Below are 22,046 nucleotides of genomic sequence, written 5' to 3'. Positions count from 1 at the left end.
ACCATGCCGAAGCACACCATCGATGATCTGATCGCGCTGATCCCACCACCGGCGGCGCGACCGGCGACGGTCGACTGGGCGATCATCGAACAGCGACTCGGATTCCGGCTGCCGACCGATTACAAGGCGCTGGCCGACACCTACGGGCCCGGAGTCTTCTGCGACGACTTCCTCGTGTGGACCGGACTCCCCTGGCCCGACGCGCCGGTCGAGGAGGCGGGCCGCCGCGCGGTGGCCGAACTCGAGCCACTCCTCGAGGACCTGAGCATCGTGACCTGGGCTCACGACGATGGCACCGACACGGCCGTCGATCTGGCCGGCGGCTCCTTCTTCGGATGGGGGCGTTCCACCGACGGCGACTCGGGTTATTGGCACCGGACGGGCGACGACCCCGACGAGTGGCCGGTGCTCATCACCGACGGAGTGATGGTGTGCGACTACCACTCCGGCGGGCTGGTCTCGTACCTGTACGACTTCTGGACGGGGGGCTTCCCGAACCGGCAGGTCTTCGCCGGGCGCGAAGCGCCGGAACGGCTCACGTTCGAGCAGGTGGCCGTCGGTTCCTAGCGCGGCGCCGGAGAGGCGCCATGCCGGAGCGACTACACGAGGCCCGTCCACGCGACTGCGTGGACGGGTTTCCACGATCCCGGCAGGGGCGTGCTGTACTCGGTGGCATGTCCACTCGGGTTGTCTTCCTCGCCGACTCCTCGGTCGCCCTTCTCACCCTCGGTATCTCCGTGTACTCGATCGCGATCCTGGTCTGCATCGGCATCGGCATCAACGCCGCCCGCTTCGGTCGACGACGCGTTGCCGTCGCGATGGCGTGGGTGGTCGGCGTACTGACCGTGGCCGGTGTCATCGTCGCGATTCTGAGCAGTACTGCAGGCGGTTAGCCCTCCGGGCGCAACTCCGCACGTTGCCGTGCGATGAAGTGCGCGGCAAGGCGATTGGTGAGTCCGGGCGCCAATCTCTGCATGCGCCACGAGATCCTGGAACGTCGCGGTACGACGAGTAGCGATCGGTTCGCGGCGATCGCGGCCAGGGTGTCCTGCGCCAGCCGATCCGCGTCGTAGGCCGTCGCGGAACCCTGACTCGCCAGATAGAAAGAGCGGCCGACGAATCCGCCGACCGAGCCCTTGTCCAGGATCGGTGTCTCGACTGCGGACGGGCAGACGGCCGTCACCTTGACGCCATGCCCGGCCGCCTCGGTGCGCAGCGCCAGCGACATCCCGACGACCGCGTGCTTGGTCATGACGTAACTGGTGATCAGGCCGGCCGCAACGAGGCCGGCCATGGATGCCGTGTTGACGATGTGCCCCGACCGCTGACCGATCATCACCGGATAGGCGGCCGCCACCCCGTGGACGACGCCGCGGATGTTGACATCGATGATGGCGTCCCACTGGTCCGGCGTCAGCATCTCGGTGGGGCCACCCCACGTGATCCCGGCGTTGTTGAACATGAGGTCGAGTCGTCCCGCCTCCGCGACGACGTCGTCGACCACGCGCTGGACCGCCGCGCGGTCCGTCACGTCGAGGTGCACGGCCCGAACCGCGCCCGGCCCGCCGGACAGCGACGACGCCACCTGTTCGGCCGCGGCGAGGTCGATGTCGGCGCAGATGACCTGCGCCCCCTCGGCGGCCAGCGCACGGGTGAGCGCAGCCCCGATGCCGGAGCCGCCCCCGGTCACGATCGCCACCTTGCCCGCGAGGTCCGGTCCACCCCTCGTCCGCCGACATCCGAGCACGTCAACCCCCCTGTCGATTGCAGTCCGTGTCCCGCGGCCGGCGATGACGACGGTCACCGCGGGCGGGCTCAGACGAGCATGACCGATCTCGACCCGAGCGGCGCCGCTTTGCCCGGACCGGGCCTTGACATCCTCACAGCTCCCTCTTAATGTTGCTGCAATCACAAATTGAAACGTTTTAATTCGCCGAGACGGTGCACTCCCGACGATCTGCGTTTCCCCGTCCGTCGTCTGTCAGGAGCCGCCATGTCCGACCCCCAGCGCGTCTGCTTCGTGCTCCACCTCCGCCCGGAACGCGTCGAGGATTACCTCGAGGCACACACCGAGGTCTGGCCGGAGATGCTCGACGCCCTGCGCGAGACCGGCTGGCGCAACTACTCCCTGTTCCTCCGGAAGGACGACGGCATGGTCGTCGGCTACCTGGAGACCGACGACTTCGCGACGACCAGCGCCGCCATGGAGGCGACCGACGTCAACACCCGCTGGCAGGCGCACATGTCCGAGTACTTCCTCCCCGCGGTGGGCGGCGGCGATGGGGGCGGCGGCGCCGGGGGCGCGAACCCCGACACGATCCGCACCGAACTCCTCGAGTACTTCCACCTCGACTGACCTCGCACCACGCAGCACACGACACGTACCGACGGGCGCACCGACATCAACGAACTCCGGTTTGACCTCTCCGATCCCGACCCTCTGTACTGATCTCCGACGCAAGGAATCACCATGAAAGTAGGAGCGCGCTCCACCACCGGCTGGCGGGCGACCATCTCGGTCGCCATGTCGAACTACATCGAGGCCGGCTCGATCATCGCGATCGCCACCAGCCTCACCTTCTGGCAGGACGAGTTCGGCATCAGCAACTTCGCGGTCGGCCTCCTGGCCGCGCTGAGCGCCAACGCGTTCGGTGCCGCAGTCGGCGCCGCGATCGGCGGCCCGCTGTGTGACCGCTACGGCCGCAAGGCGATCTACACCTACGACTTGCTCGTCTACATGGTCGGCGTACTGATCGCGGCCTTCGCGTTCAACTTCACCATGCTGCTCGCCGCCTTCATCATCACCGGCCTCGCGGTCGGCGCGGGCGTACCGGCCTCGTGGACATACATCGCCGAAGAGGCACCGTCGGTCGAACGCGCCAAGCATGTCGGCACCGCGCAGCTCGCCTGGTCCGTCGGACCCCTGATCGGCTTCGCGCTCGCCGCGGCACTCGCTCCGATGGGCCTCCTCGGTTCGCGGATCATCTTCCTGCACCTCTTCGTCGTCGCGGCGGTCGTCTGGTGGATTCGCCAGGGACTCGCGGAGTCGAAGATCTGGTCCGACGAGGCGGTCAACGAGACGCGCGAGCTCACCGCATCGGTCGGCGCCCGCGGCATCAAGGGCCTGTTCTCCAAGAAGGTCAACATCACGGCCCTGCTCCTGCTCGGTGGCATCTACCTGTTCTGGAACACCGTCGCCGGCCAGGCCGGCATCTTCATGCCCCGTGTCTACGAGACGGCGGGCGTCGAGAGCGCCGTCCAGCAGAACCTGCTGCAGGTGCTCGTCTGGGGCTGCACCGTCCTCGCGACCTACTTCGGCTTCATGCGATACGCAGATCGGGTCTCGCAGCGCGCGCTGTACGTCTTCGGCGCCGCCTTGGGCATCGTCGCCTGGATAGTGCTGGTTGCGTTCACCGACAGCGGTGTCGCCACGATGCTCGTCTTCGCGGTCCTGTGGGGCATCTCCTCGGGTATCGGCGCGCAGGCGTTCTACAGCCTCTGGGCCAGCGAGATGTTCGCGACGCCCTACCGTGCGAGCGCCCAGGGCGTCATGTTCTTCGCCGTCCGCACCGCAACGGGTCTCCTGAGCTACTTCTTCCCCACGATGCTCGCGGCCACCGGGCTCACGACGGTCGGCATCCTGCTGGTCGCACTGCTCACGATCGCTCTGATCATCGGCGCCATCGCGGCTCCGGACACCCAGGGCAAGACCCTGCAGGAGATCGAGGTCGAGCGCTACGGCGCACCGCTGTCGCCGGAACTCATCGAGCACCCGGTATCGACGAACAGCCCGGTCGTGGGCGACGCACCCACCGCAGAGTCCACCAGCAAGACCGCCGTCTGAGTCGTCTCGACCGGGCCGTCCCGCTCGGTTGAAACGTATCAGTCCATCGACTTCCCCGCCGCCGGCTGTTCCCCGACGCCGGCGGCGGGGAAACCCAACCGAAAGAACACTGATGACCACCTTTGACGAGACGATCCTCGACAATCTCGAGATCGAGCTCCCCTCCTGGGCGTTCGGCAACTCCGGCACCCGGTTCAAGGTGTTCGGCACCCCGGGCACCCCCCGCACCATCCACGAGAAGATCGCCGACGCGGCCACCGTCAACCAGCTGACCGGACTCGCCCCGACGGTCGCCCTGCACATCCCCTGGGACACCGTCGACGACTACCGCGCGCTCGCCGCATATGCGCAGGATCTCGGCGTCGATCTCGGGACGGTCAACTCCAACACCTTCCAGGACGACGACTACAAGTTCGGCAGCCTGACCCACACCGACAAGACCGTGCGCCAGAAGGCCATCGACCACCACATCGCGTGCATCGACGTGATGAACGCGACCGGTTCGCGGGATCTCAAGATCTGGCTCGCCGACGGCACCAACTACCCGGGTCAGGGAGACATCCGCGGACGCCAGGATCGTCTCGCCGAATCGCTGGCGACCATCTACCAGCACATCGGCGATGACCAGCGACTCGTGTTGGAGTACAAGTTCTTCGAGCCGGCGACATACGTCACCGACGTCCCCGACTGGGGGACCTCCTACGCCCACGTGACCGCTCTCGGTGAGCGGGCGATGGTCTGCCTCGACACCGGCCATCACGCGCCGGGCACCAACATCGAGTTCATCGTCGCCCAGCTGCTGCGCCTCGGAAAGCTCGGGTCGTTCGACTTCAACTCGCGTTTCTACGCCGACGACGACCTGATCGTCGGTGCGGCCGACCCGTTCCAGCTGTTCCGCATCCTCTTCGAGGTCATCCGCGGCGGCGGCCTCGACGCCGGGTCCCCGGTCGCCCTGATGCTCGACCAGTGCCACAACGTCGAGGAGAAGATCCCCGGGCAGATCCGTTCGGTGCTCAACGTCGAGGAGATGACCGCCCGCGCGCTGCTCGTCGACACCGACGCGTTGACCGCGGCGCAGGAATCCGGAGACGTGTTGGGCGCGAACGGAATCCTGATGGACGCCTTCTACACCGACGTGCGTCCGATGTTGGCCGAGCGTCGTACCCGGCGCGGACTCCCCGCCGACCCGATGGCCGCCTACGCCGGCTCCGGCCACCGCGAGCGCATCGTCGCCGAACGCGTCGGTGGCACCCAGTCGTCCTGGGGCGCCTGAGCGCTCCTCACACCTGCTCCCTGCTTTCTCGAACTGCCCGCTTTCCCGATCTTCAGGAGATCTCTCGCCATGACCAATCCCGCAGTCGCCGCGCTCATCGCGCGCTCCAACCGGCTCGGCTCCGATCCGAAGAACACCAACTACGCCGGCGGCAACACCTCCGCGAAGGGCACCGACACCGACCCCGTCACCGGCGAGGACGTCGAACTGCTGTGGGTCAAGGGTTCCGGCGGCGACCTGGGCACCCTGACCGAGAAGGGCCTCGCCGTTCTTCGTCTCGACCGCATGCGCGCGCTCGTCGATGTCTACCCCGGCCTCGACCGCGAAGACGAGATGGTCGCCGCCTTCGACTACTGCCTGCACGGCAAGGGCGGGGCGGCGCCGTCCATCGACACCGCCATGCACGGCCTCGTCGACGCCGCGCACGTCGATCATCTCCACCCCGACTCGGGCATCGCGATCGCGACCTCCGCCGACGGAGAGGTGCTGACCCAGAAGATCTTCGGCGACCGCGTCGTGTGGGTGCCCTGGCGCCGCCCGGGCTTCCAGCTCGGTCTGGACATCTCCGAGATCAAGAAGAACAACCCGCAGGCGATCGGCTGCATCCTGGGCGGACACGGGATCACCGCCTGGGGTGACACGTCCGACGAGGCCGAAGCCCACTCGCTCGAGATCATCGACACCGCCGAGAAGTACATCGCCGCCAACGGCCGCTCGCAGCCGTTCGGCGCACCGCTGGACGGGTACGGCGCACTCCCGGCCGCCGAACGTCGTGCCAAGGCCGCGGCCCTCGCGCCGTTCATCCGCGGTCTCGCCTCGATGGACAAGCCCCAGGTCGGCCACTTCACCGACGTCGAACCGGTTCTCGACTTCCTTGCCGCACAGGAGCACCCGCGACTGGCCGCTCTCGGAACCAGCTGCCCGGACCACTTCCTGCGCACCAAGGTCAAGCCGCTCGTCCTCGACCTCCCGGCGTCGGCATCGGTCGACGAGTGCAAGGAACGCCTGTCCGCCCTGCACGAGGCCTATCGCCAGGACTACCGCGCCTACTACGACCGCCACGCGACCGCGGACAGCCCGGCGATGCGCGGCGCGGACCCGGCCATCGTGCTCGTCCCGGGCGTCGGCATGTTCAGCTTCGGCAAGGACAAGCAGACCGCACGCGTCGCCGGCGAGTTCTACCTGAACGCGATCAACGTGATGCGGGGTGCCGAGGCCATCTCCACCTACGCACCGATCGACGAATCGGAGAAGTTCCGGATCGAGTACTGGCTGCTCGAGGAGGCCAAGCTCGCGCGGATGCCGAAGCCCAAGCCGCTCGCCACCCGCATCGCACTGGTCACCGGCGCGGCGTCGGGCATCGGCAAGGCCATCGCGGCCCGCCTCGCCGCCGAAGGTGCGTGCGTCGTGATCGCCGACCTCGACGCCGAGAAGGCACGCGCCGCCGCCGAGGAGATCGGTTCGACCGACGTCGCCATCGGCGTGGCTGCCGACGTCACCGACGAGGCAGCCGTGCAGGCGGCGGTCGACGCGACCGTGCTCGCCTTCGGCGGCATCGACCTCGTGGTCAACAATGCCGGCCTGTCGCTGTCGAAGTCCTTGCTGGACACCACCGCTGCCGACTGGGACCTGCAGCACAACGTGATGGCCCGCGGCTCGTTCCTCGTCAGCAAGGCAGCGGCGCGGGCCCTGATCGACCAGAAGCTGGGCGGCGACATCCTCTACATCTCGTCCAAGAACTCGGTCTTCGCCGGCCCCAACAACATCGCCTACTCCGCCACCAAGGCCGACCAGGCCCATCAGGTCCGGTTGCTCGCGGCCGAACTCGGCGAGCACGGGGTCAAGGTCAACGGCATCAATCCCGATGGTGTGGTGCGCGGTTCGGGGATCTTCGCCGGCGGCTGGGGCGCCAAGCGCGCCGCGGTCTACGGCGTCGAGGAGAAGGACCTGGGCAAGTTCTACGCCCAGCGGACCCTGCTCAAGCGCGAGGTGCTGCCGGAGAACATCGCCAACGCCGCGTTCGCCCTGTGCACCTCGGACTTCTCGCACACCACCGGTCTGCACGTCCCGGTGGACGCCGGCGTCGCCGCCGCGTTCCTGCGATGAGTCGCTCCACTCGGTCCGCCCAGGTCGCCGCCATCGACCTGGGCGCGACCAGCGGCCGGGTGATGCTCGCCGACGTGTCGCAGGGACGACTCGAGCTCGAACAGGTCGCCCGGTTCGCCAACGATCCCGTGCACGTGTGGAACGGTCGACGGTCGGCACTGCACTGGGACGTACCCGGCCTGTTCCGGGCGGCCTCGGCGGGCCTGGCCGAGGCTGCCCGGCAGTCCGACGACCTCGTCGGCATCGGCGTCGACTCGTGGGCGGTGGACTACGCGTTGCTCCGCGACGGCCGGATGCTGGGTCTGCCGCACCACTACCGGGACGACCGCACGGCGGCGGGCGTCGACGCCGTACACGCCGAACTCGGGCCGGTGGACCTGTATCTGCGCAACGGCCTGCAGTTCCTGCCGTTCACCACGGTGTACCAGCTGGCCGCGGAGAAGGCCGACGGTCTGCTCGATCAGGCCGACAACGCCCTGCTGATCCCCGACCTGATCACCTACTGGCTGACCGGCAGGCGGGGCACCGAGCGGACCAATGCCTCGACCACCGGCCTGCTCGCCGTCAACGGCCAGTGGGACACCGCGATGATGGAACGCCTCGGGCTGCCCGTCGGACTCTTCCCCGAGATCGTCGAGACCGGGTCCGACCAGGGACCACTCCTCGCCGAGGTCGCCGAGCGACTCGGCCTGTCGTCGTCCACCCGCGTCACCGCCGTCGCCTCGCACGACACGGCCTCGGCCGTGGCGGCGATCCCGATGGACCCCGCGCGGGCGGCCTACATCTCCTGCGGCACGTGGGGTCTCGTCGGTGTGGAACTGACTGAACCGGTCCTGTCCCGCGACGGATGGAAGGCCAACTTCACCAACGAGGTCGGCGCCGACGGCCGAATCCGCTACCTGCACAACGTGATGGGACTATGGCTGCTCAGCGAGACGGTGCGTCAGTACCAGCGCGAGGGCTACCGGGCCGACCTCGGCGAGCTGCTGGCCCAGGCCGCGGAGGTGACGCCGACCGTCGATGTCTTCGACACCGACGACGCGCGCTTCCTCCCGCCGGGTGACATGCCGGCACGCATCCGCGGGTGGTACGACGAGCGCGGCATGCGACCGCCGATGACGCGCGCCGAGATGGTGCGCGCGATCGTCGAGAGTCTCGCATCCGCATTCGCCGACGGCGTCGAGAAGGCCGCCGCGCTGTCGGGGATCCCGGTGGAGACGGTGCACCTCGTCGGCGGCGGGTCGCAGAATCGGTTGCTGTGCCAACTCACCGCCGACCGCCTGGGACTGCCCGTCCAGGCCGGGCCCGTGGAGGCGACCGCACTCGGCAACGTCCTCCTCACGGCACGCGCCCATGAATTGATCGATGGCGATCTCGAGGCGATGCGGACTATCGTCGCCGACAGGTTCCCGCCGCAACACTATGCACCCCGACGCAGTCGCGGCACGCGTACGCGCGCCGCGGTCGGGGCCGGAAAGGCATGACCATGGACACCGGTTCCGCTATGAAGCGCCGCGTACCCAAGCCGCGCGACCTCGCGCCGCTGATGCAGTTCAAGAAGCCGCAGTTCGATGCCAAGAAGCGTCGCCTCGACGCCGCGCTCACCATCGAGGATCTCCGCAAGATCGCCAAGCGGCGCACCCCCAAGGCGGCCTTCGACTACACCGACGGGTCCGCCGAGGCGGAGCTGTCCATCGAACGTGCTCGTCAGGCGTTCTCCGACATCGAGTTCCATCCGGCGATCCTGCGCGACGTCTCGAAGGTCGACACCTCGTCGACCATCCTGGGCGGACGCTCGGAACTGCCGTTCGGCATCGCGCCGACCGGGTTCACCCGGATGATGCAGACCGAGGGCGAGTACGCGGGTGCGCGTGCCGCCGGACGCGCAGGCATCCCGTTCTCGCTGTCGACGATGGGCACCGCGTCGATCGAAGACGTCAAGGACGCGAACCCGCACGGGCGCAATTGGTTCCAGCTGTACATGTGGAAGGACCGCGAGCGGTCGATGGCCCTGGTCGACCGCGCCGCGAAGGCCGGTTACGACACGCTTCTCGTGACGGTCGACGTCCCGGTCGCCGGGGCACGCCTGCGTGACAAGCGCAACGGCATGTCGATCCCGCCCGCCCTCACCGCCAAGACGGTGGTCAACGCGATCCCGCGGCCGCAGTGGTGGATCGACTTCCTGACCACCGAACCCCTCGCCTTCGCGTCCCTCGACCGATGGTCGGGCACCGTGGCCGAGCTGCTGGACACCATGTTCGACCCGACCGTCACCTTCGACGACCTGGCCTGGATCAAGTCGCAGTGGCCGGGCAAGCTGGTGGTCAAGGGCATCCAGACCGTCGACGACGCCAAGGCCGTCACCGGACTCGGCGCCGATGGCATCGTCCTGTCGAATCACGGTGGCCGACAGCTGGATCGGGCACCCATCCCGTTCCACCTCCTGCCCGACGTCGCCCGGGAGGTCGGGGCGGACACCGAGGTCATGCTGGACACCGGCATCATGAGCGGCGCCGACATCGTGGCATCGGTCGCACTCGGCGCCCGGTTCACGCTCGTCGGACGCGCCTACCTGTACGGCCTCATGGCCGGAGGCGAGGCCGGAGTCGACCGGATGATCGAGATCCTGGGCGAGCAGATCGCGCGCACCATGCGCCTGCTCGGGGTCGCATCCCTGGAGGAGCTGACCCCCGCGCATGTGACCCAGCTCGAGCGTCTGGTGCCCCGGGCACGTTCCTGACGCGCACGCTGTCGCGGAAGGGCCCGATTCGTGCGATCGGGCCCTTCCGCGTCTGTTCAGGCGGATGGCGCCCCGACGTCCGGAGACTGTTCCCGGCGATGCGCGAAGTGGTCCACCAATCCCACCAGCAGCGCGATGAGGACCAGGCCGGCGGCAGTGGCGAGCCCGATCTGGAAGGCACGGGCCCAATCGCCGCCGCTGTTGGCGACCTGGGCGAAGAACACCGCACCGACGAGCGCGATACCGGCCGCGGCCCCGATGCGCTGGCCGGTCTGCAGGACGCCGCCGGCGATGCCGGCCTTGGTGACCGGGACCTGGTCGAGACTCAGCGTGAGGTTCGGCGAGATCACCAGACCCGAGCCGACACCGGCGACGAGCAGCGGCAACGCCGCGGCGTACCCGACGTTGTGGCCCGGCACGAACTGGACGGCGAGGATCGTCGTGATCATCCCGAGGACGACGAGCCCCAGGCCGAGCAGCACCAGCGACCGACCCACCCGGTTGACGATGTTGCCGCCGACGGCTGCCGACACCGCGGACCCCAGGGCGAACGGCGTGACCGCCAGCCCCGCCTGCAGCGCCGAGTAGCCCAGACCCTGCTGGACGAACAGGGTGTAGATGAAGAAGACCGTGGTGAATCCGGCGAAGTAGACCATGGCGATGATGCACCCGAGCGAGTACGACCGCATCGAGAAGAGCGAGAGGTCGACGAGTTGCTGATGCCCGACCCGGCCCTGACGCCGCTCCCACAGCACGAAGGCACCCAGCAGCACCGCGGCCACGATCAGCAGCAGCCACTTCTGCGCGCCGGGCCACTCCTGCTCCTGCACCATCGGCAACATCAATGCGAACACACCGGCACCCAGCAGCAGCACACCCAGCGGGTCGAAACTCCCTCGCAGCGGCTGCTTGGTCTCCGACGGCCGGGCCGGGATGAGCCGGATGGCGGCGACGAAGGCGGCGATGCCGATCGGCACGTTGACGAAGAAGATCCAGCGCCAGCCCTCGGCAGACCCACCCAGCTGGATGAGGACGCCGCCGAGGAGCGGCCCGACCGCGGTCGAGATGCCGATGGTCGCGGCGAACATGCCGAAGGCCTTGCCGCGCTCGGCCCCGCGGAACAGCAGCTGGATGAGGCCGGAGACCTGCGGCGCGAGAATGCCGCCCGCGACTCCCTGGATCAGCCGGAACACGACGAGCTGCGTGGGCCCCTGCGCGAAACCACATGCCGCGGAGGAGAGTACGAACAGGGACAAGCCGACGAGGAAGGTCACCTTGCGGCCGCGGGCGTCACCGACGCGACCGGCCGGCACCAGCACGAGCCCGAAGGCCAGTGCGTAGCCGGAGACGACCCACGAGAGATCGGCCGAGTCGGCCCCGAGACCGGATTCGATCGACGGCAGCGCGACATTGACGATCGAGACGTCGAGGAGCGTCATGAAGCCGACGACCAGGCACACGGCAAGCGCCTTCCAGCGTCGCGGGTCTGGTTGATAGTCCGCGGAGAACGGGCTGGCCGGAGTCGACATCGAGCCGCCTTTCATTCGAGAGGTACCGCGCTGTTCGTAGTCAATCAGCCCGGGAGATGGGCGACCCTCCCGACTCTGCGTGACGCGTATTGCGGTACGGCGTCTGGTGAGATGAACACATGGGTGTGAGCATGCGGGACGTCGCGGCAGCGGCCTCGGTGTCGGTGGGAACGGTCTCGAACGTCCTCAACGCGCCCGGCAAGGTCTCCCCCTCGACCGTCGCGCGGGTGCAGGCGGCGATCGATCAGCTGGGCTTCGTTCGCAACGACGCCGCGCGGCAACTGCGGGCCGGGCGCTCACGCTGTGTCGGCATGGTGGTCCTCGACGTGGGCAACCCCTTCTTCACCGACATCGCCCGCGCCGCCGAGCAGCGGGCCGCCGACCATGACCTGACGGTGCTGCTCGGTACGTCCGACGACGACGAATCGCGCGAACAGGCCTACCTCGACACCTTCGACGAACAGCGGGTCTTCGGCCTTCTCGTCTCGCCGATCGGCGACGACCTTCGGCGATTCGACTCGCTGCGCCGTCGCGGCACCCCGGTGATCCTGGTCGACCGGGATGCCGGGGGATCCCCGTTCGATTCGGTTGCCGTGGACGACATCGCGGGCGGTCTGCTCGCGGTGTCGCACCTGTGTGAGACAGGGCGACGCCGGATCGCCTTCGTCGGCGGCCCACCGGGACTACGGCAGGTCGTCGACCGCCGGCGCGGCGCCGAAGCCGCGGTCGACGGCGTCGACGGTGCGTCGCTGGAGGTCGTGCACACGTCCACTCTCAGCGTGCTCGCCGGGCGTGAGGCGGGCACGGCACTGCTGGGCAGGGGGCCCGGCGAGCGCCCGGACGCCGTCTTCTGCGCCAACGACCTCCTCGCCATCGGCGTGCTCCAGGCCTTCACGATGCTGGGTGGCGCCGTCGCGGTTCCGGACGACATCGCGATCATCGGCTACGACGACATCGACTTCGCCAGGTCGGCGGTTGTTCCGTTGTCGTCGATCCGCCAGCCGACCACCCGGATCGGCGTCACCGCGGTCGACCTGCTGATCAGCGCGGCAAACGATCCCGCGGAACGCCACGAGCCGTCGAACCTGGTGTTCCAGCCCGAACTCGTCGCCCGGGCGTCGACCCTGGGGTGATCGCCGGTGTGATGCGCGTCATCGCCGGGTACGCGGTGTGAGGACTCTCCTAAATAGTGCATGACTCTGCAACATTGCAGACTTCTGCAACTTCCGTACGGTGGAAGTCGTGCACTCCACCGGCCTCCGCGAAGCGAAGAAAGCGGCCACCCGCTCGGCGCTCGCCCGCGCCGTGCTCCGGTTGTCCACCCGGGCCGGCATCGACCATGTGACGATCGACGCCGTCGCGGCCGAGGCCAACGTCTCGGTCCGGACGTTCCACAACTACTTCAGCGGCAAAGAGGACGCGCTGCTGTATTTCGTGTCGTCGCTGTTCGACACGATCGTGGAACGAATCGAGGCCCGGCCGACGGACGAGAGTTTCTTCTGCTCGGTCCGCACGGCTCTCATCGATGCCGCCACCTCGCCCGATGTCGGCGACCCCGCCGAGATCGTCGCGCTGCTACGCCTTCTCGACACCGATCCCGGGTTGACGGCCAGGTCCCGGGACATGGAGTTGGGCGACACCGTCGAGGCCCGACTCGCCGAGTTGTGCGCACAGCGCGGCCAGCCGGCACACACCCTGTACCCGCGACTGGTCCTGCACAACGCGATCACCACCATCCGCGTCGCCCTCGAATTCTGGGTGACGCATCACGACGACACCGCAGACGAGCCGGCTGACCTGGCCTCGGTCCTGGAGTCCGCCTTCGATCAGCTGGCATCCGGCCTGTCGCAACCGATCCCACCCATGAACGATCTCGCCGTCCCATCCCCCGAGGAGCTTTGACGTGGCAACACACCTGTACCGACTAGGGCGATGGGCGTTCGAGAACCGCCTCAAGACCATCGCGATCTGGGTTCTGGTCCTCATCGGACTGGGCATCGGCGCGAGCCTTCTCGCCAAACCGACCTCGGAATCGTTCTCGATCCCGGGCATCCCGTCGGAGAAGGCGCAGGACCTGATGGTCGAGCGCTTCCCCGGTGAGGCGACCTTCGGCTCAGACATCGGCGTCACGTATGTCGTTCGCGCACCGGAGGGTTCGACGCTGACCGAGCCGCGGTTCCAGGAGGCCATCGACTCGATGGTCGCCGGACTGAAGTCGGTCGAGGACGTCAAGAGCCCCGACTCGATCACCAACCCGTTCGTCTCCTACGGCACCGAGCAGTCACCGGGTCAGCTCCGCGAACTGTCGGCGGCCTTCCAGGAGAAGACCTTCGGCAAGAACGCCGAGGAGGCGGCCGCCGACGCGCAGGCCACGTCACCGATCAACGCGGCGGGCACCGTCGCGCAGCTCGGCGCCTCCTTGAATGTCGAGGCGTCGTCGGACGTCACCGAGACGATGCGCGAACAGATGGACAAGATCGCCGACGACGCGCGCGCTGCGGGGCTCACCGTCGAGATGAAGGGCTCGGCCACCCAGCAATTCGAGCTCGGGATCACCTCTGAGCTGATCGGCATCGGCGTGGGCGCGCTGATCCTCATCCTCACGTTCGCCTCCCTCGTCGCGTGGGGCATGCCGATCATCACCGCGATCGTCGGCGTCGCGATCGGGATGCTCGGCGTCCAGATGGGCACCCACTTCTTCGATCTCAGCAACGAGACCCCCATCCTCGCGACGATGATCGGCCTCGCGGTCGGCATCGACTACGCACTGTTCATCGTCTCCCGCTATCGCCACGAGATCCATCGATCGACGAGCCGGGCCGACGCGGCGGGCAGAGCGGTCGGCACCGCCGGTTCCGCGGTCGTCTTCGCCGGCAGCACCGTGGTCATCGCGCTGGCCGCACTCGCGATCGTGAACATCCCGTTCCTGACCGCCATGGGTATCGCCGCCGCGGGCACCGTCGTCGCAGCCGTGCTGGTCGCCCTCACACTCCTGCCGGCGATCCTCGGCCTCTTCGGCGGCAAGGCCTTCGCCGGACGGGTGCCGCGCCTCAACGCACCCGATGTCGGACCGCATGACGCCGACCGCGTCCACAACGGCCAACGTTGGGTCCAGCGCGTCGTGGCCCGGCCGCGCACCGTGACGGTCGCGATCGTGGGCATCATGATCGTCCTCGCGATCCCGATGGCCGGGCTCAAGCTCGCGCTGCCCAACGACGGGACCGCGGATCCGTCCGAAACACAGCGCCGCGCCTACGACATGGTCGCCGAGGGCTACGGCCCCGGCTTCAACGGACCGCTTGTCGTCGTCGCGGACGGTCGGGCCATCGAGGACACCGGCGAGCGTCTGCGCGCCTTCGACACCCTCGTCGACGACCTCGGTCGTATCGACGACGTCGCGGTTGCCCAGATCGGCGCGGGTGGTCTCAACGAGGCCCAGGACACCGCGAAGATCACGATCATCCCGTCGACCGCGCCGTCGGACGAGGCGACTCCCGCACTGGTCGAAGCGCTCCGTGAGATGGAGTCCCAGGCGCAGGGCGCGACGGGCATCTCGTACGGTGTGACCGGCCAGACCGCGATCGAACTCGACATCTCCGACCGCCTGTCGAGTTCACTGATCCCCTACCTCCTGGTCGTGGTGGGTCTCGCGTTCATCCTGCTGATCATCGTGTTCCGCTCGATCCTCGTCCCGCTGACCGCGGCACTCGGCTTCCTGCTGAGCGTCGCCGCGACCTTCGGTGTGACGGTGGCCCTGTTCACCGATGGCGATCTGGGAATCGTCGACAACCCGCAACCGCTGGTGTCGTTCCTGCCGATCATGTTGGTGGGCATCGTGTTCGGGCTCGCGATGGACTACCAGGTGTTCCTGGTGACCCGGATGCGGGAGGCGTACGTGCACGGCGCCGACGCCAAGACGGCGGTGGTCGAGGGGTACCGGCACAGCGCCCGCGTGGTGGCGGCCGCCGCGGCCATCATGATCTCGGTGTTCGCCGCGTTCATGCTGCAGGACATGGCGTTCATCATGGTGATGGGCTTCGCGCTCGCGGCCGCGGTGTTCTTCGACGCCTTCGTCGTCCGGATGACGCTGATGCCCGCGGTGCTCACCGTCCTGGGTGACAAGGCCTGGTGGCTGCCGCGCTGGCTGGATCGCATCCTGCCCGAGGTCGACATCGAGGGCGAGAAGCTGGGACTCGGCAACGCCCCCGCCGGCTCGGCGACGGGGGCCGACGCGGACGCCGAGGTCCGCGCCGGCCGCTGAGGCAGATCAGTCGACCCGGAACTCCCCGAGTTCGGACCAGCTGTCCCCGTCGATCGTCGTGTTGATGACGTCGGGGGTGCGCTGCAGGTACTTGGGGAGTTCCTGCTGGGCCTGCTTGAAGTGCGGAGCGGTGACGTGCGCCTCGGCGGCGTCGTCGTCGAAGGCCTCGACCAGCACGTAGGTGTTCGGGTCCGCCAGCGACCGCGACCAGTCGAACCACTTGTTGCCGGGTTCGGCGCGCGTCGCCTCGGTGAACTCACGTGACAGCTCGGGCCACTCGTCGGCGTACTCGGGCTTGATCGGGAACTTCACGACGATGAGGATCATGACTCGACCCTAGTACTCCGCGTGAGGACGAAGCGTCGCAGAATGCGACCGGGACGGCTGTCCCAGAATGTGTCACGAAGTGTTCCACCCGGAAGGCGGGGATTCACGAGACCCCGATCGCGGCAGGGCATAGAGTGTGAAACAGACAACAATTGTCCTCACTTCAGGCTGCAATGGAGGCACCATGCCGGACATCACGAAGTTCTACATCGACGGCCAGTGGGTCGAGCCCGCCGAGCTCAACCTCATCGACGTCATCAACCCGGCCACCGAGAAGTCGGCCGGTCAGGTCGCGATCGGCAGTGCCGCCGACGTCGACGCAGCGGTCGACGCCGCTCGTCGCGCATTCGTCACCTGGGGTCAGACCACCGTCGAAGAACGCCTCGAGGTCCTCAACCGGATCATCGCCGAGTACCAGAACCGCATGGGCGATCTCGCCGCCGCGGTCACCGAGGAGATGGGTTCGCCCGTCGGTCTCACCAACGCCGCCCAGGTACCCATCGGACTCGGCCACCTGATGACCGCCGCCGCGCAACTCCCCGACTTCACGTTCGTCGAGGACCGGGGCAGCTCGCGCATCGCCAAGGAGCCGATCGGCGTGTGCGGCTTCATCACTCCGTGGAACTGGCCGCTCAACCAGGTGATGTGCAAGGTCGCCCCGGCTCTGGCCACCGGCTGCACCATGGTCCTCAAGCCGTCGGAGGTCGCACCGTTCTCGGCCGCGATCGTCGCCGAGATCTTCGACGCCGCGGGCGTTCCCGCCGGTGTCTTCAACCTCGTCAACGGTGACGGCCCCGGCGTCGGTGCCGCGCTGTCGAGCCATGAGGGCATCGACATGATCTCGTTCACCGGTTCCACCCGGGCCGGCATCGAGGTCGCCAAGAGCGCGGCGCCCACCGTCAAGCGCGTCGCCCAGGAACTGGGCGGCAAGAGCCCGAACATCATCCTCGACGACGAGGACTTCGCGAAGAACGTCGCGGGCGGCATCGCGACGATGATGATGAACTCGGGCCAGTCCTGCAACGCCCCGAGCCGGATGCTGGTCCCGGCGGGTCGCGTCGACGAGGTCGCCGAGATCGCCAAGGGCGTCGCCGTCGAGCTCACCGTCGGCGACCCGACCACCGACGTGAAGCTGGGTCCGGTGGTTTCCGAGGCGCAGTTCGACAAGATCCAGGGCCTCATCGAGCGCGCCCTCGCCGACGGTGCCACCGCGGCCGTCGGCGGCGCCGGCCGTCCCGAGGGCCTCGAGACCGGTTACTACGTGAAGCCGACCGTGTTCACCAACGTCACCAACGACATGGAGATCGCCCGCACCGAGGTGTTCGGCCCGGTCCTCGTCGTGATCGGCTACGACTCGATCGACGAAGCGATCAAGGTCGCCAACGACACCGAGTACGGCCTCGCCGGCTACGTGTCGGGCCAGGACGTCGACGAGGTGCGCCGCATCGGTTCGCAGATCCGCGCCGGCTCGATCTCGCTCAACGGCGCGCAGCTCGACCCGAGCGCACCGTTCGGCGGTTACAAGAAGAGTGGCAACGGCCGTGAGTGGAGCGACTACGCCTTCGACGAGTTCCTCGAGGTGAAGTCGCTGCTCGGCTTCGGCGCCTGACCGACCGGGTTTCCGGGTGAGGGATGCGTATCGGACTCCGATACGCATCCCTCACTTCTTCCGACCGGGTCGCCGTTAGGATCTGGCGCATGCAGATCCCCGTCGCGTCCGACGCCGGCCCGGTCCTCGACGCCGAGGTCGTCGGCGAGGGCGAACCGCTCCTGCTCATCGGCGGCATGTCCGCACACCGCGGGATGTGGACCGACGAACTCCTCGACGCGCTGACGCCGTATTTCTCGGTGGCCGTCTACGACCACCGCGGCATCGGGACGAGCAGTCGCGCCGACGGTCCGTTCACCATCGCCGACCTGGCCGCCGACGCCCGCGGCATCCTGGACGGCCTCGGCTGGGACGCCGCCCATGTTCTGGGCACCTCCATGGGCGGCATGATCGCGCAGGAACTCGCTCTCGCCGCACCGGACCGCGTGCGCAGTCTCGTCCTCGGGTGCACGACCGCGGGCGGCCCCGGGGCGATCGGTGCACCCGGCGCGGTCCGCCTCGTCGAGGCGATCTCCTCCCGCGACGCGGCGCGCGTCGCGCGCACGGCATTCGAGGTCAACCTGTCAGCCGCGTACACCGCCGGCGCCGGCGCGTTCGACCACTTCGTGTCGATGTCGACGCAGCGGCGCGTGCCCTCGGCGGTCGTCGCGTGGCAGGCGGGTGCCTGCGCGGGACACGACACCCGCGACCGGATAGGGACACTCACCATGCCCACCGCGGTCATCCACGGAGACGTCGACGAGGTGATCGCGGTCGCCGAGGGTGAGCGCCTCGCCGACCTGATCCCGCAGGCGACCCTGGAACGATGGACCGGCGTCGGGCACATGTTCTGGTGGGAACGTCCCGAGGAGACCGCCGAGGTCATCCGAAAAAATGCGCTCGGGCGGTAACGCCGGTCCCCTCTCCGAACGACATCCCTGACATCGGCACCGTGTGATCGGGTGGCCGCGTATGTCAGGAGCTCCATGTCGCACTCGCACAGCGAACCGCCCGTCCCCTCCACCCCCGCGGGCCAGACGCCCGAGTCGCCACGCAGATTCTCACCCCGACGCCGCATCCTCACCGGGATCTCGGTGGTCGCGATCCTCACGCTCGGCCTGTTCGGGGCGAGCACCCTGCTCAACACGTCGAACACCGCCAATGCTCTGCGCGGACACCCCGAGGTCTTGCGCAAGGGCTGTACCTGGGACTCTTCGGGCAACTACGTCCAGAACTGCAAGGTGTGGTCGGAGTCGCAGCAACGCGAGGTGATCGTCCAGATCCGCGCGTCCAGCGGCAGCGACAGCGGCGTCTACCTGCTCGACGGCATGCGGGCCAGCGAGGCCCGCTCGGCGTGGACCACCGACGTCCAGGCCGCCAAGGTCTACGACGCCAAGGCCGACACCACCCTGGTCATGCCGGTCGGCGGCGCGTCGTCGTTCTACACCGACTGGGATGGCGGCGCCGGTGACAAGAACACGGTCATCAAGCAGGAGACGTTCCTGACCTCGGAGCTGCCGGGCTATCTCGAGAGCGAGTTCGGCGTGGCGCGCAACAACAACGCGATCATCGGACTGTCGATGTCCGGCGGTCCGGCGGTCACCCTCGCCGAGCGCCACCCGGAGCAGTTCAAGGTGGTCCAGGCGATGTCCGGTTACTACCAGACCGACAACCCGGTCGGCGCCCTCGGCGTCATGGCCACTCAGACGATGGTGTCGAACTACGTCAACGGTGTCGTGAACATGTGGGGCGCGCCGGGAAGCACCCGCTGGACCGACAACGATCCGTCGAAGAACCTCACTCAGCTCGCCGACAACGGCCAGGTCCTGATCATCTCCTCGGGTAACGGCTTCCTGACCCCGTCGGAGATGGCCAAGTTGTCGCCGCAGGATCAGCTCAGTGCGATGGCACTCGAGATCCTGTCGGCGGTGTCGACCGTGCTCATGCAGCTGCAGGCGAAGCAGGCCGGCGTATCGGTGATCTCCTTGCCGAACTACGGCGGCCACACCTGGGAGAACTGGGGACGCGCCCTCGGCGACGGCAAGGAGCACGTGCTGACCACGCTGCGCAACAACCCGCCGGTGACCGCGAAGACCACCGTCGTCTCCGCCTCGGGCAACCCTGATCCCGAGGGCCCCGCGAAGGTGACCCTCGCGGCCAAGAAGGCGGCCGAGGAATCGCCGGCCCTCGACCTCTCGGGCCTGTCGGCGCGCGGCTCGTCGGCGAGCGAATCCGCTTCGGAGTCGGCGTCCTCGACATCCGAGTCGTCGGCATCCGAGTCGTCGGCATCCGAATCCCCCTCGGCCGGACTCGCACCGTCCGCGGTGTCGGGGTCGGAATCGGTGGATGCCTCCGTCCCGGAGTCGGTCACCAGCGCGGAGTCGAGCGCGCCGAGCGCGCCCCGGCTCGCCCCGAAGGGTCCGGCCTCGTCCACGCCCGCGACCTCGAGCAGCACCCCGGTCCCGTCCCGCTGAACGGCCCGCCCCCTCACGGTTTCCGTTCCCGCTCACCAGAATCGTGTGAGCGGGAGCGGAGTACGCGAGCGAACGAATCCGCCGGCCGCGCCTGCTGCTAGCGTTCAGCCATGACCGCCGACCCTGATCTCGCCGATCTCGTCGGCCTCGACACGACCCTCGTGGTCGTCGCCTCCGGAGTGATCCTCGTCTGGGGACTCGCCCTGGGCGTCTGGAAATACCACGGCATCCGCACCTCGCCGGACCGGACGGCTCACATCTACGTGGACATCGCCCACCGGGCGGCGCTGATGTACTCGTTCGCCACTCTCGTGCTGGCGGCGCTGGTCGAACTGAGCGCCTTCCCGACGACCGTCAACGTGATCGCAGCTGCGGTCCCGATCGTCTTCTTCGTCGCCGCGATCGCCGCGTACTGCATCCACGGGGCCCTGCGGGACACCACGAATCAGTTCGTCGACCCGACTCCCGGCACGTACCTGTTCATGCTCGCGCTCATCGTGGGCGAGATCGGCGGCGTACTGGTACTGGTGGCCGGGGTGCTGGTGCGGTTGGTCTGAGAGCCGACCGGGAATCTCACCGGTCCCCGGTGTGCCCACGCAGCCAGGTCGTGACGGCGTGGAGCACCACCCCTTGCTCGGGCTCGTTGAAGATCTCGTGGAACAGGTCGTCGTAGATGACGAGCGTCTTGTCCGCGGACCCGGCCAGCCTCTCCACGAGTTCGCTGCCGCGCGGGTCGGTGAGCGCGTCCTCGCTGCCGTGCATCACCAGGATGGGCAACTGCAGCGACGGCAGGCGTTCGGGGAACGACCGCATGGTGCCGATCATCGCCCCGCCGAGTCCGGCCGGGATCTTGCCGCGCGTCACCAGCGGATCGGCGTCGTAGGCGGCGACGACGGCCGGGTCCCGGGAGATGCTCGACGAACTCAGCTCGGTGGTGGGCAGCCCCGGTGCGATCCGGCCGATCAGCGGCGCGAATCGGACGGCCAGGTCGGGCAGGTCGTCACCGGGCAGCACGGCCGCCCCCGAGAGGATCAGCCCGTCGAGCCTGTCCTGGTGGTCGAGCGCGTAGTCGAGGGCGATGCACCCGCCCATGCTGTGCCCGATGAGGAACGTCGGGACGCTCCCGTCGGCGACGTGGGCGAGGACGGTGTCGAGGTCGTCGGTGAAGTCGGCGAACCGGCGCAACCGGAGGCGCTTGCCGCCCGATCGGCCGTGACCGACATGGTCGGGGATCGCCACGAGGTAGCCCTCGGCGACGAGACGATCGGCCACATGCAGGTACCGGCGTCCGTGCTCGGCGAGGCCGTGCACCACCACGACGACGCCGCGCGGACTCTCTCGGGGACGGTAGACGTCATAGACGATGGTGTGCCCGTGCCGACCGCGAAAACTGTGCTCTTCCGGTGTCATTCCCTGATCTCGTTTCGGTGTTCAGTGCCAGCCCAATCGCGCGACCACGGACCTGCCCGCCGACTCCAGGGCGCCCAGCGGCCGGAGCGCGGCCTCGCCGATGCCGACGAGCGTCTCGACCCGTCCGACGACCCGCTCGAGCCGTCCCACGACGTCGGACATGCGGTCGACGGTGGCGTCGACCTGGTCCAGGGTCCCCGACAGGCGCACGAGCGTCGAGTCGAGCTTCGCGATGGTCGAGTTCAGCCCGTCCATCGTGGGCCCGAGCCCGTCGAGGGTCTCCCCCATGTCGGCGAGGATGCCCTCGAGTTGTTCGACGGTCACGTCGGCGTTCAGTGCGGCTTGTGCCAGCTTCTTGATGCGCTGACGTTCCGGCGGTCTCGATGATGTGTGCTCGCCCCTGTCGGCCATGAGGTGGATTATGACCCATTCCGGCCGGGCCGGGTGCGGGGTCGGGCGAACCCTTCGAGGCTCGGGGAGCGCAGGCACCCCGC

20 protein-coding genes are annotated in these 22,046 nt (G+C 68.3%); 15 read left to right on the top strand and 5 right to left on the bottom strand.

The annotated features are described in order from the left end of the window. Positions 1–3 precede the first annotated feature (3 nt). Together ABIC25_RS03905 and ABIC25_RS03900 are read left to right on the top strand one after the other, a co-directional pair. A complete protein-coding gene (locus tag ABIC25_RS03905; RefSeq protein ID WP_354560053.1) occupies positions 4–567 on the top strand; it encodes an SMI1/KNR4 family protein in 564 nt (187 codons plus the stop codon). 107 nt (positions 568–674) lie between these two features. Beyond that, entirely contained in the window at positions 675–893 is a 219-nt protein-coding gene (locus ABIC25_RS03900; RefSeq protein ID WP_064569269.1) for a hypothetical protein, read from the top strand. Here ABIC25_RS03900 and ABIC25_RS03895 read toward each other — a convergent pair. Further along, on the bottom strand, positions 890–1,747 hold the full coding sequence (locus ABIC25_RS03895; RefSeq protein WP_354560051.1) for an SDR family NAD(P)-dependent oxidoreductase: 858 nt from the start codon (positions 1,745–1,747) through the stop codon (positions 890–892). The two genes, ABIC25_RS03900 and ABIC25_RS03895, sit on opposite strands and share 4 nt — an antisense overlap. A gap of 246 nt (positions 1,748–1,993) precedes the next feature. On the opposite strand from ABIC25_RS03895, the gene ABIC25_RS03890 reads away from it, so the two are divergent. The 6 genes from ABIC25_RS03890 to ABIC25_RS03865 all read left to right on the top strand — a co-directional run bounded on the left by ABIC25_RS03890 (position 1,994) and on the right by ABIC25_RS03865 (position 9,963). Then, positions 1,994–2,356 carry an L-rhamnose mutarotase gene (locus ABIC25_RS03890; RefSeq protein WP_354560049.1) on the top strand — a complete coding sequence of 121 codons (363 nt, stop codon included), beginning with the start codon at positions 1,994–1,996 and terminating at the stop codon, positions 2,354–2,356. A 114-nt stretch (positions 2,357–2,470) separates the two neighbouring features. Beyond that, on the top strand, positions 2,471–3,844 hold the full coding sequence (locus ABIC25_RS03885) for an MFS transporter (RefSeq protein WP_101819172.1): 1,374 nt from the start codon (positions 2,471–2,473) through the stop codon (positions 3,842–3,844). A 112-nt stretch (positions 3,845–3,956) separates the two neighbouring features. Then, entirely contained in the window at positions 3,957–5,117 is a 1,161-nt protein-coding gene (gene rhaI / locus ABIC25_RS03880; protein WP_354560047.1) for an L-rhamnose isomerase, read from the top strand. 69 nt (positions 5,118–5,186) lie between these two features. Further along, complete coding sequence (locus ABIC25_RS03875) at positions 5,187–7,223, top strand: bifunctional aldolase/short-chain dehydrogenase (protein WP_354560046.1); 2,037 nt, start codon at positions 5,187–5,189, stop codon at positions 7,221–7,223. Further along, on the top strand, positions 7,220–8,707 hold the full coding sequence (locus ABIC25_RS03870) for a rhamnulokinase (RefSeq protein ID WP_354560044.1): 1,488 nt from the start codon (positions 7,220–7,222) through the stop codon (positions 8,705–8,707). The genes ABIC25_RS03875 and ABIC25_RS03870 overlap by 4 nt, the downstream gene beginning before the upstream one ends. Positions 8,708–8,727: 20 nt before the next feature. Further along, positions 8,728–9,963 carry an alpha-hydroxy acid oxidase gene (locus ABIC25_RS03865; protein WP_238422679.1) on the top strand — a complete coding sequence of 412 codons (1,236 nt, stop codon included), beginning with the start codon at positions 8,728–8,730 and terminating at the stop codon, positions 9,961–9,963. 56 nt (positions 9,964–10,019) lie between these two features. On the opposite strand, the gene ABIC25_RS03860 is transcribed toward ABIC25_RS03865, so the two are convergent. After that, entirely contained in the window at positions 10,020–11,492 is a 1,473-nt protein-coding gene (locus ABIC25_RS03860) for an MFS transporter (protein WP_354560042.1), read from the bottom strand. Between the two features lie 119 nt (positions 11,493–11,611). Between ABIC25_RS03860 and ABIC25_RS03855 the strand changes: the two genes are divergently transcribed. The 3 genes from ABIC25_RS03855 to ABIC25_RS03845 all read left to right on the top strand — a co-directional run bounded on the left by ABIC25_RS03855 (position 11,612) and on the right by ABIC25_RS03845 (position 15,753). Then, entirely contained in the window at positions 11,612–12,625 is a 1,014-nt protein-coding gene (locus ABIC25_RS03855; protein ID WP_248645040.1) for a LacI family DNA-binding transcriptional regulator, read from the top strand. Positions 12,626–12,734: 109 nt separating this feature from the next. Further along, complete coding sequence (locus ABIC25_RS03850; protein WP_033203774.1) at positions 12,735–13,394, top strand: TetR/AcrR family transcriptional regulator; 660 nt, start codon at positions 12,735–12,737, stop codon at positions 13,392–13,394. A 1-nt stretch (position 13,395) separates the two neighbouring features. Further along, complete coding sequence (locus tag ABIC25_RS03845; protein WP_354560040.1) at positions 13,396–15,753, top strand: MMPL family transporter; 2,358 nt, start codon at positions 13,396–13,398, stop codon at positions 15,751–15,753. A gap of 6 nt (positions 15,754–15,759) precedes the next feature. Here the strand turns inward: ABIC25_RS03845 and ABIC25_RS03840 are convergent, their stop codons facing one another. Continuing rightward, entirely contained in the window at positions 15,760–16,080 is a 321-nt protein-coding gene (locus tag ABIC25_RS03840) for a putative quinol monooxygenase (RefSeq protein ID WP_064569264.1), read from the bottom strand. A 184-nt stretch (positions 16,081–16,264) separates the two neighbouring features. Here ABIC25_RS03840 and ABIC25_RS03835 point away from each other — a divergent pair, with 184 nt between their 5' ends. From ABIC25_RS03835 to ABIC25_RS03820, 4 genes are all read left to right on the top strand, one after another. Next, the gene (locus ABIC25_RS03835) at positions 16,265–17,689 is read left to right on the top strand and encodes an aldehyde dehydrogenase family protein (RefSeq protein ID WP_239400653.1); all 1,425 of its coding nucleotides are present in this window, start codon (positions 16,265–16,267) and stop codon (positions 17,687–17,689) included. Between the two features lie 89 nt (positions 17,690–17,778). Then, a complete protein-coding gene (locus ABIC25_RS03830; RefSeq protein ID WP_004020285.1) occupies positions 17,779–18,579 on the top strand; it encodes an alpha/beta fold hydrolase in 801 nt (266 codons plus the stop codon). 75 nt (positions 18,580–18,654) lie between these two features. Beyond that, complete coding sequence (locus tag ABIC25_RS03825; RefSeq protein WP_354560038.1) at positions 18,655–20,142, top strand: alpha/beta hydrolase; 1,488 nt, start codon at positions 18,655–18,657, stop codon at positions 20,140–20,142. Positions 20,143–20,252: 110 nt separating this feature from the next. Beyond that, positions 20,253–20,699, top strand: a complete 447-nt coding sequence (locus ABIC25_RS03820) for a hypothetical protein (protein WP_354560036.1) — start codon at positions 20,253–20,255, stop codon at positions 20,697–20,699. Positions 20,700–20,715: 16 nt separating this feature from the next. Here the strand turns inward: ABIC25_RS03820 and ABIC25_RS03815 are convergent, their stop codons facing one another. Further along, positions 20,716–21,552: an alpha/beta hydrolase gene (locus tag ABIC25_RS03815; RefSeq protein ID WP_354560034.1), complete on the bottom strand. Its 837-nt coding sequence runs from the start codon at positions 21,550–21,552 to the stop codon at positions 20,716–20,718. 21 nt (positions 21,553–21,573) lie between these two features. After that, positions 21,574–21,963: a hypothetical protein gene (locus ABIC25_RS03810; RefSeq protein WP_033203633.1), complete on the bottom strand. Its 390-nt coding sequence runs from the start codon at positions 21,961–21,963 to the stop codon at positions 21,574–21,576. Positions 21,964–22,046: the final 83 nt, after the last annotated feature.

The sequence above is a fragment of the Gordonia sp. PvP123 genome (genome assembly GCF_040547295.1).
In the GTDB taxonomy this organism is placed as follows: domain Bacteria; phylum Actinomycetota; class Actinomycetes; order Mycobacteriales; family Mycobacteriaceae; genus Gordonia; species Gordonia terrae.
This window is presented reverse-complemented; position numbering and strand designations above follow the sequence as displayed.

Excerpts from the sequence above, each read along its gene's own strand:
- ABIC25_RS03905 (WP_354560053.1), top strand. The coding sequence starts at position 4 with ATGCCGAAGCACACCATCGATGATCTGATCGCGCTGATCCCACCACCG.
- ABIC25_RS03900 (WP_064569269.1), top strand. The coding sequence starts at position 675 with ATGTCCACTCGGGTTGTCTTCCTCGCCGACTCCTCGGTCGCCCTTCTC.
- ABIC25_RS03890 (WP_354560049.1), top strand. The coding sequence starts at position 1,994 with ATGTCCGACCCCCAGCGCGTCTGCTTCGTGCTCCACCTCCGCCCGGAA.
- ABIC25_RS03885 (WP_101819172.1), top strand. The coding sequence starts at position 2,471 with ATGAAAGTAGGAGCGCGCTCCACCACCGGCTGGCGGGCGACCATCTCG.
- rhaI (WP_354560047.1), top strand. The coding sequence starts at position 3,957 with ATGACCACCTTTGACGAGACGATCCTCGACAATCTCGAGATCGAGCTC.
- ABIC25_RS03875 (WP_354560046.1), top strand. The coding sequence starts at position 5,187 with ATGACCAATCCCGCAGTCGCCGCGCTCATCGCGCGCTCCAACCGGCTC.
- ABIC25_RS03870 (WP_354560044.1), top strand. The coding sequence starts at position 7,220 with ATGAGTCGCTCCACTCGGTCCGCCCAGGTCGCCGCCATCGACCTGGGC.
- ABIC25_RS03865 (WP_238422679.1), top strand. The coding sequence starts at position 8,728 with ATGAAGCGCCGCGTACCCAAGCCGCGCGACCTCGCGCCGCTGATGCAG.
- ABIC25_RS03860 (WP_354560042.1), bottom strand. The coding sequence starts at position 11,492 with ATGTCGACTCCGGCCAGCCCGTTCTCCGCGGACTATCAACCAGACCCG.
- ABIC25_RS03855 (WP_248645040.1), top strand. The coding sequence starts at position 11,612 with ATGGGTGTGAGCATGCGGGACGTCGCGGCAGCGGCCTCGGTGTCGGTG.
- ABIC25_RS03840 (WP_064569264.1), bottom strand. The coding sequence starts at position 16,080 with ATGATCCTCATCGTCGTGAAGTTCCCGATCAAGCCCGAGTACGCCGAC.
- ABIC25_RS03835 (WP_239400653.1), top strand. The coding sequence starts at position 16,265 with ATGCCGGACATCACGAAGTTCTACATCGACGGCCAGTGGGTCGAGCCC.
- ABIC25_RS03830 (WP_004020285.1), top strand. The coding sequence starts at position 17,779 with ATGCAGATCCCCGTCGCGTCCGACGCCGGCCCGGTCCTCGACGCCGAG.
- ABIC25_RS03825 (WP_354560038.1), top strand. The coding sequence starts at position 18,655 with ATGTCGCACTCGCACAGCGAACCGCCCGTCCCCTCCACCCCCGCGGGC.
- ABIC25_RS03820 (WP_354560036.1), top strand. The coding sequence starts at position 20,253 with ATGACCGCCGACCCTGATCTCGCCGATCTCGTCGGCCTCGACACGACC.
- ABIC25_RS03815 (WP_354560034.1), bottom strand. The coding sequence starts at position 21,552 with ATGACACCGGAAGAGCACAGTTTTCGCGGTCGGCACGGGCACACCATC.
- ABIC25_RS03810 (WP_033203633.1), bottom strand. The coding sequence starts at position 21,963 with ATGGCCGACAGGGGCGAGCACACATCATCGAGACCGCCGGAACGTCAG.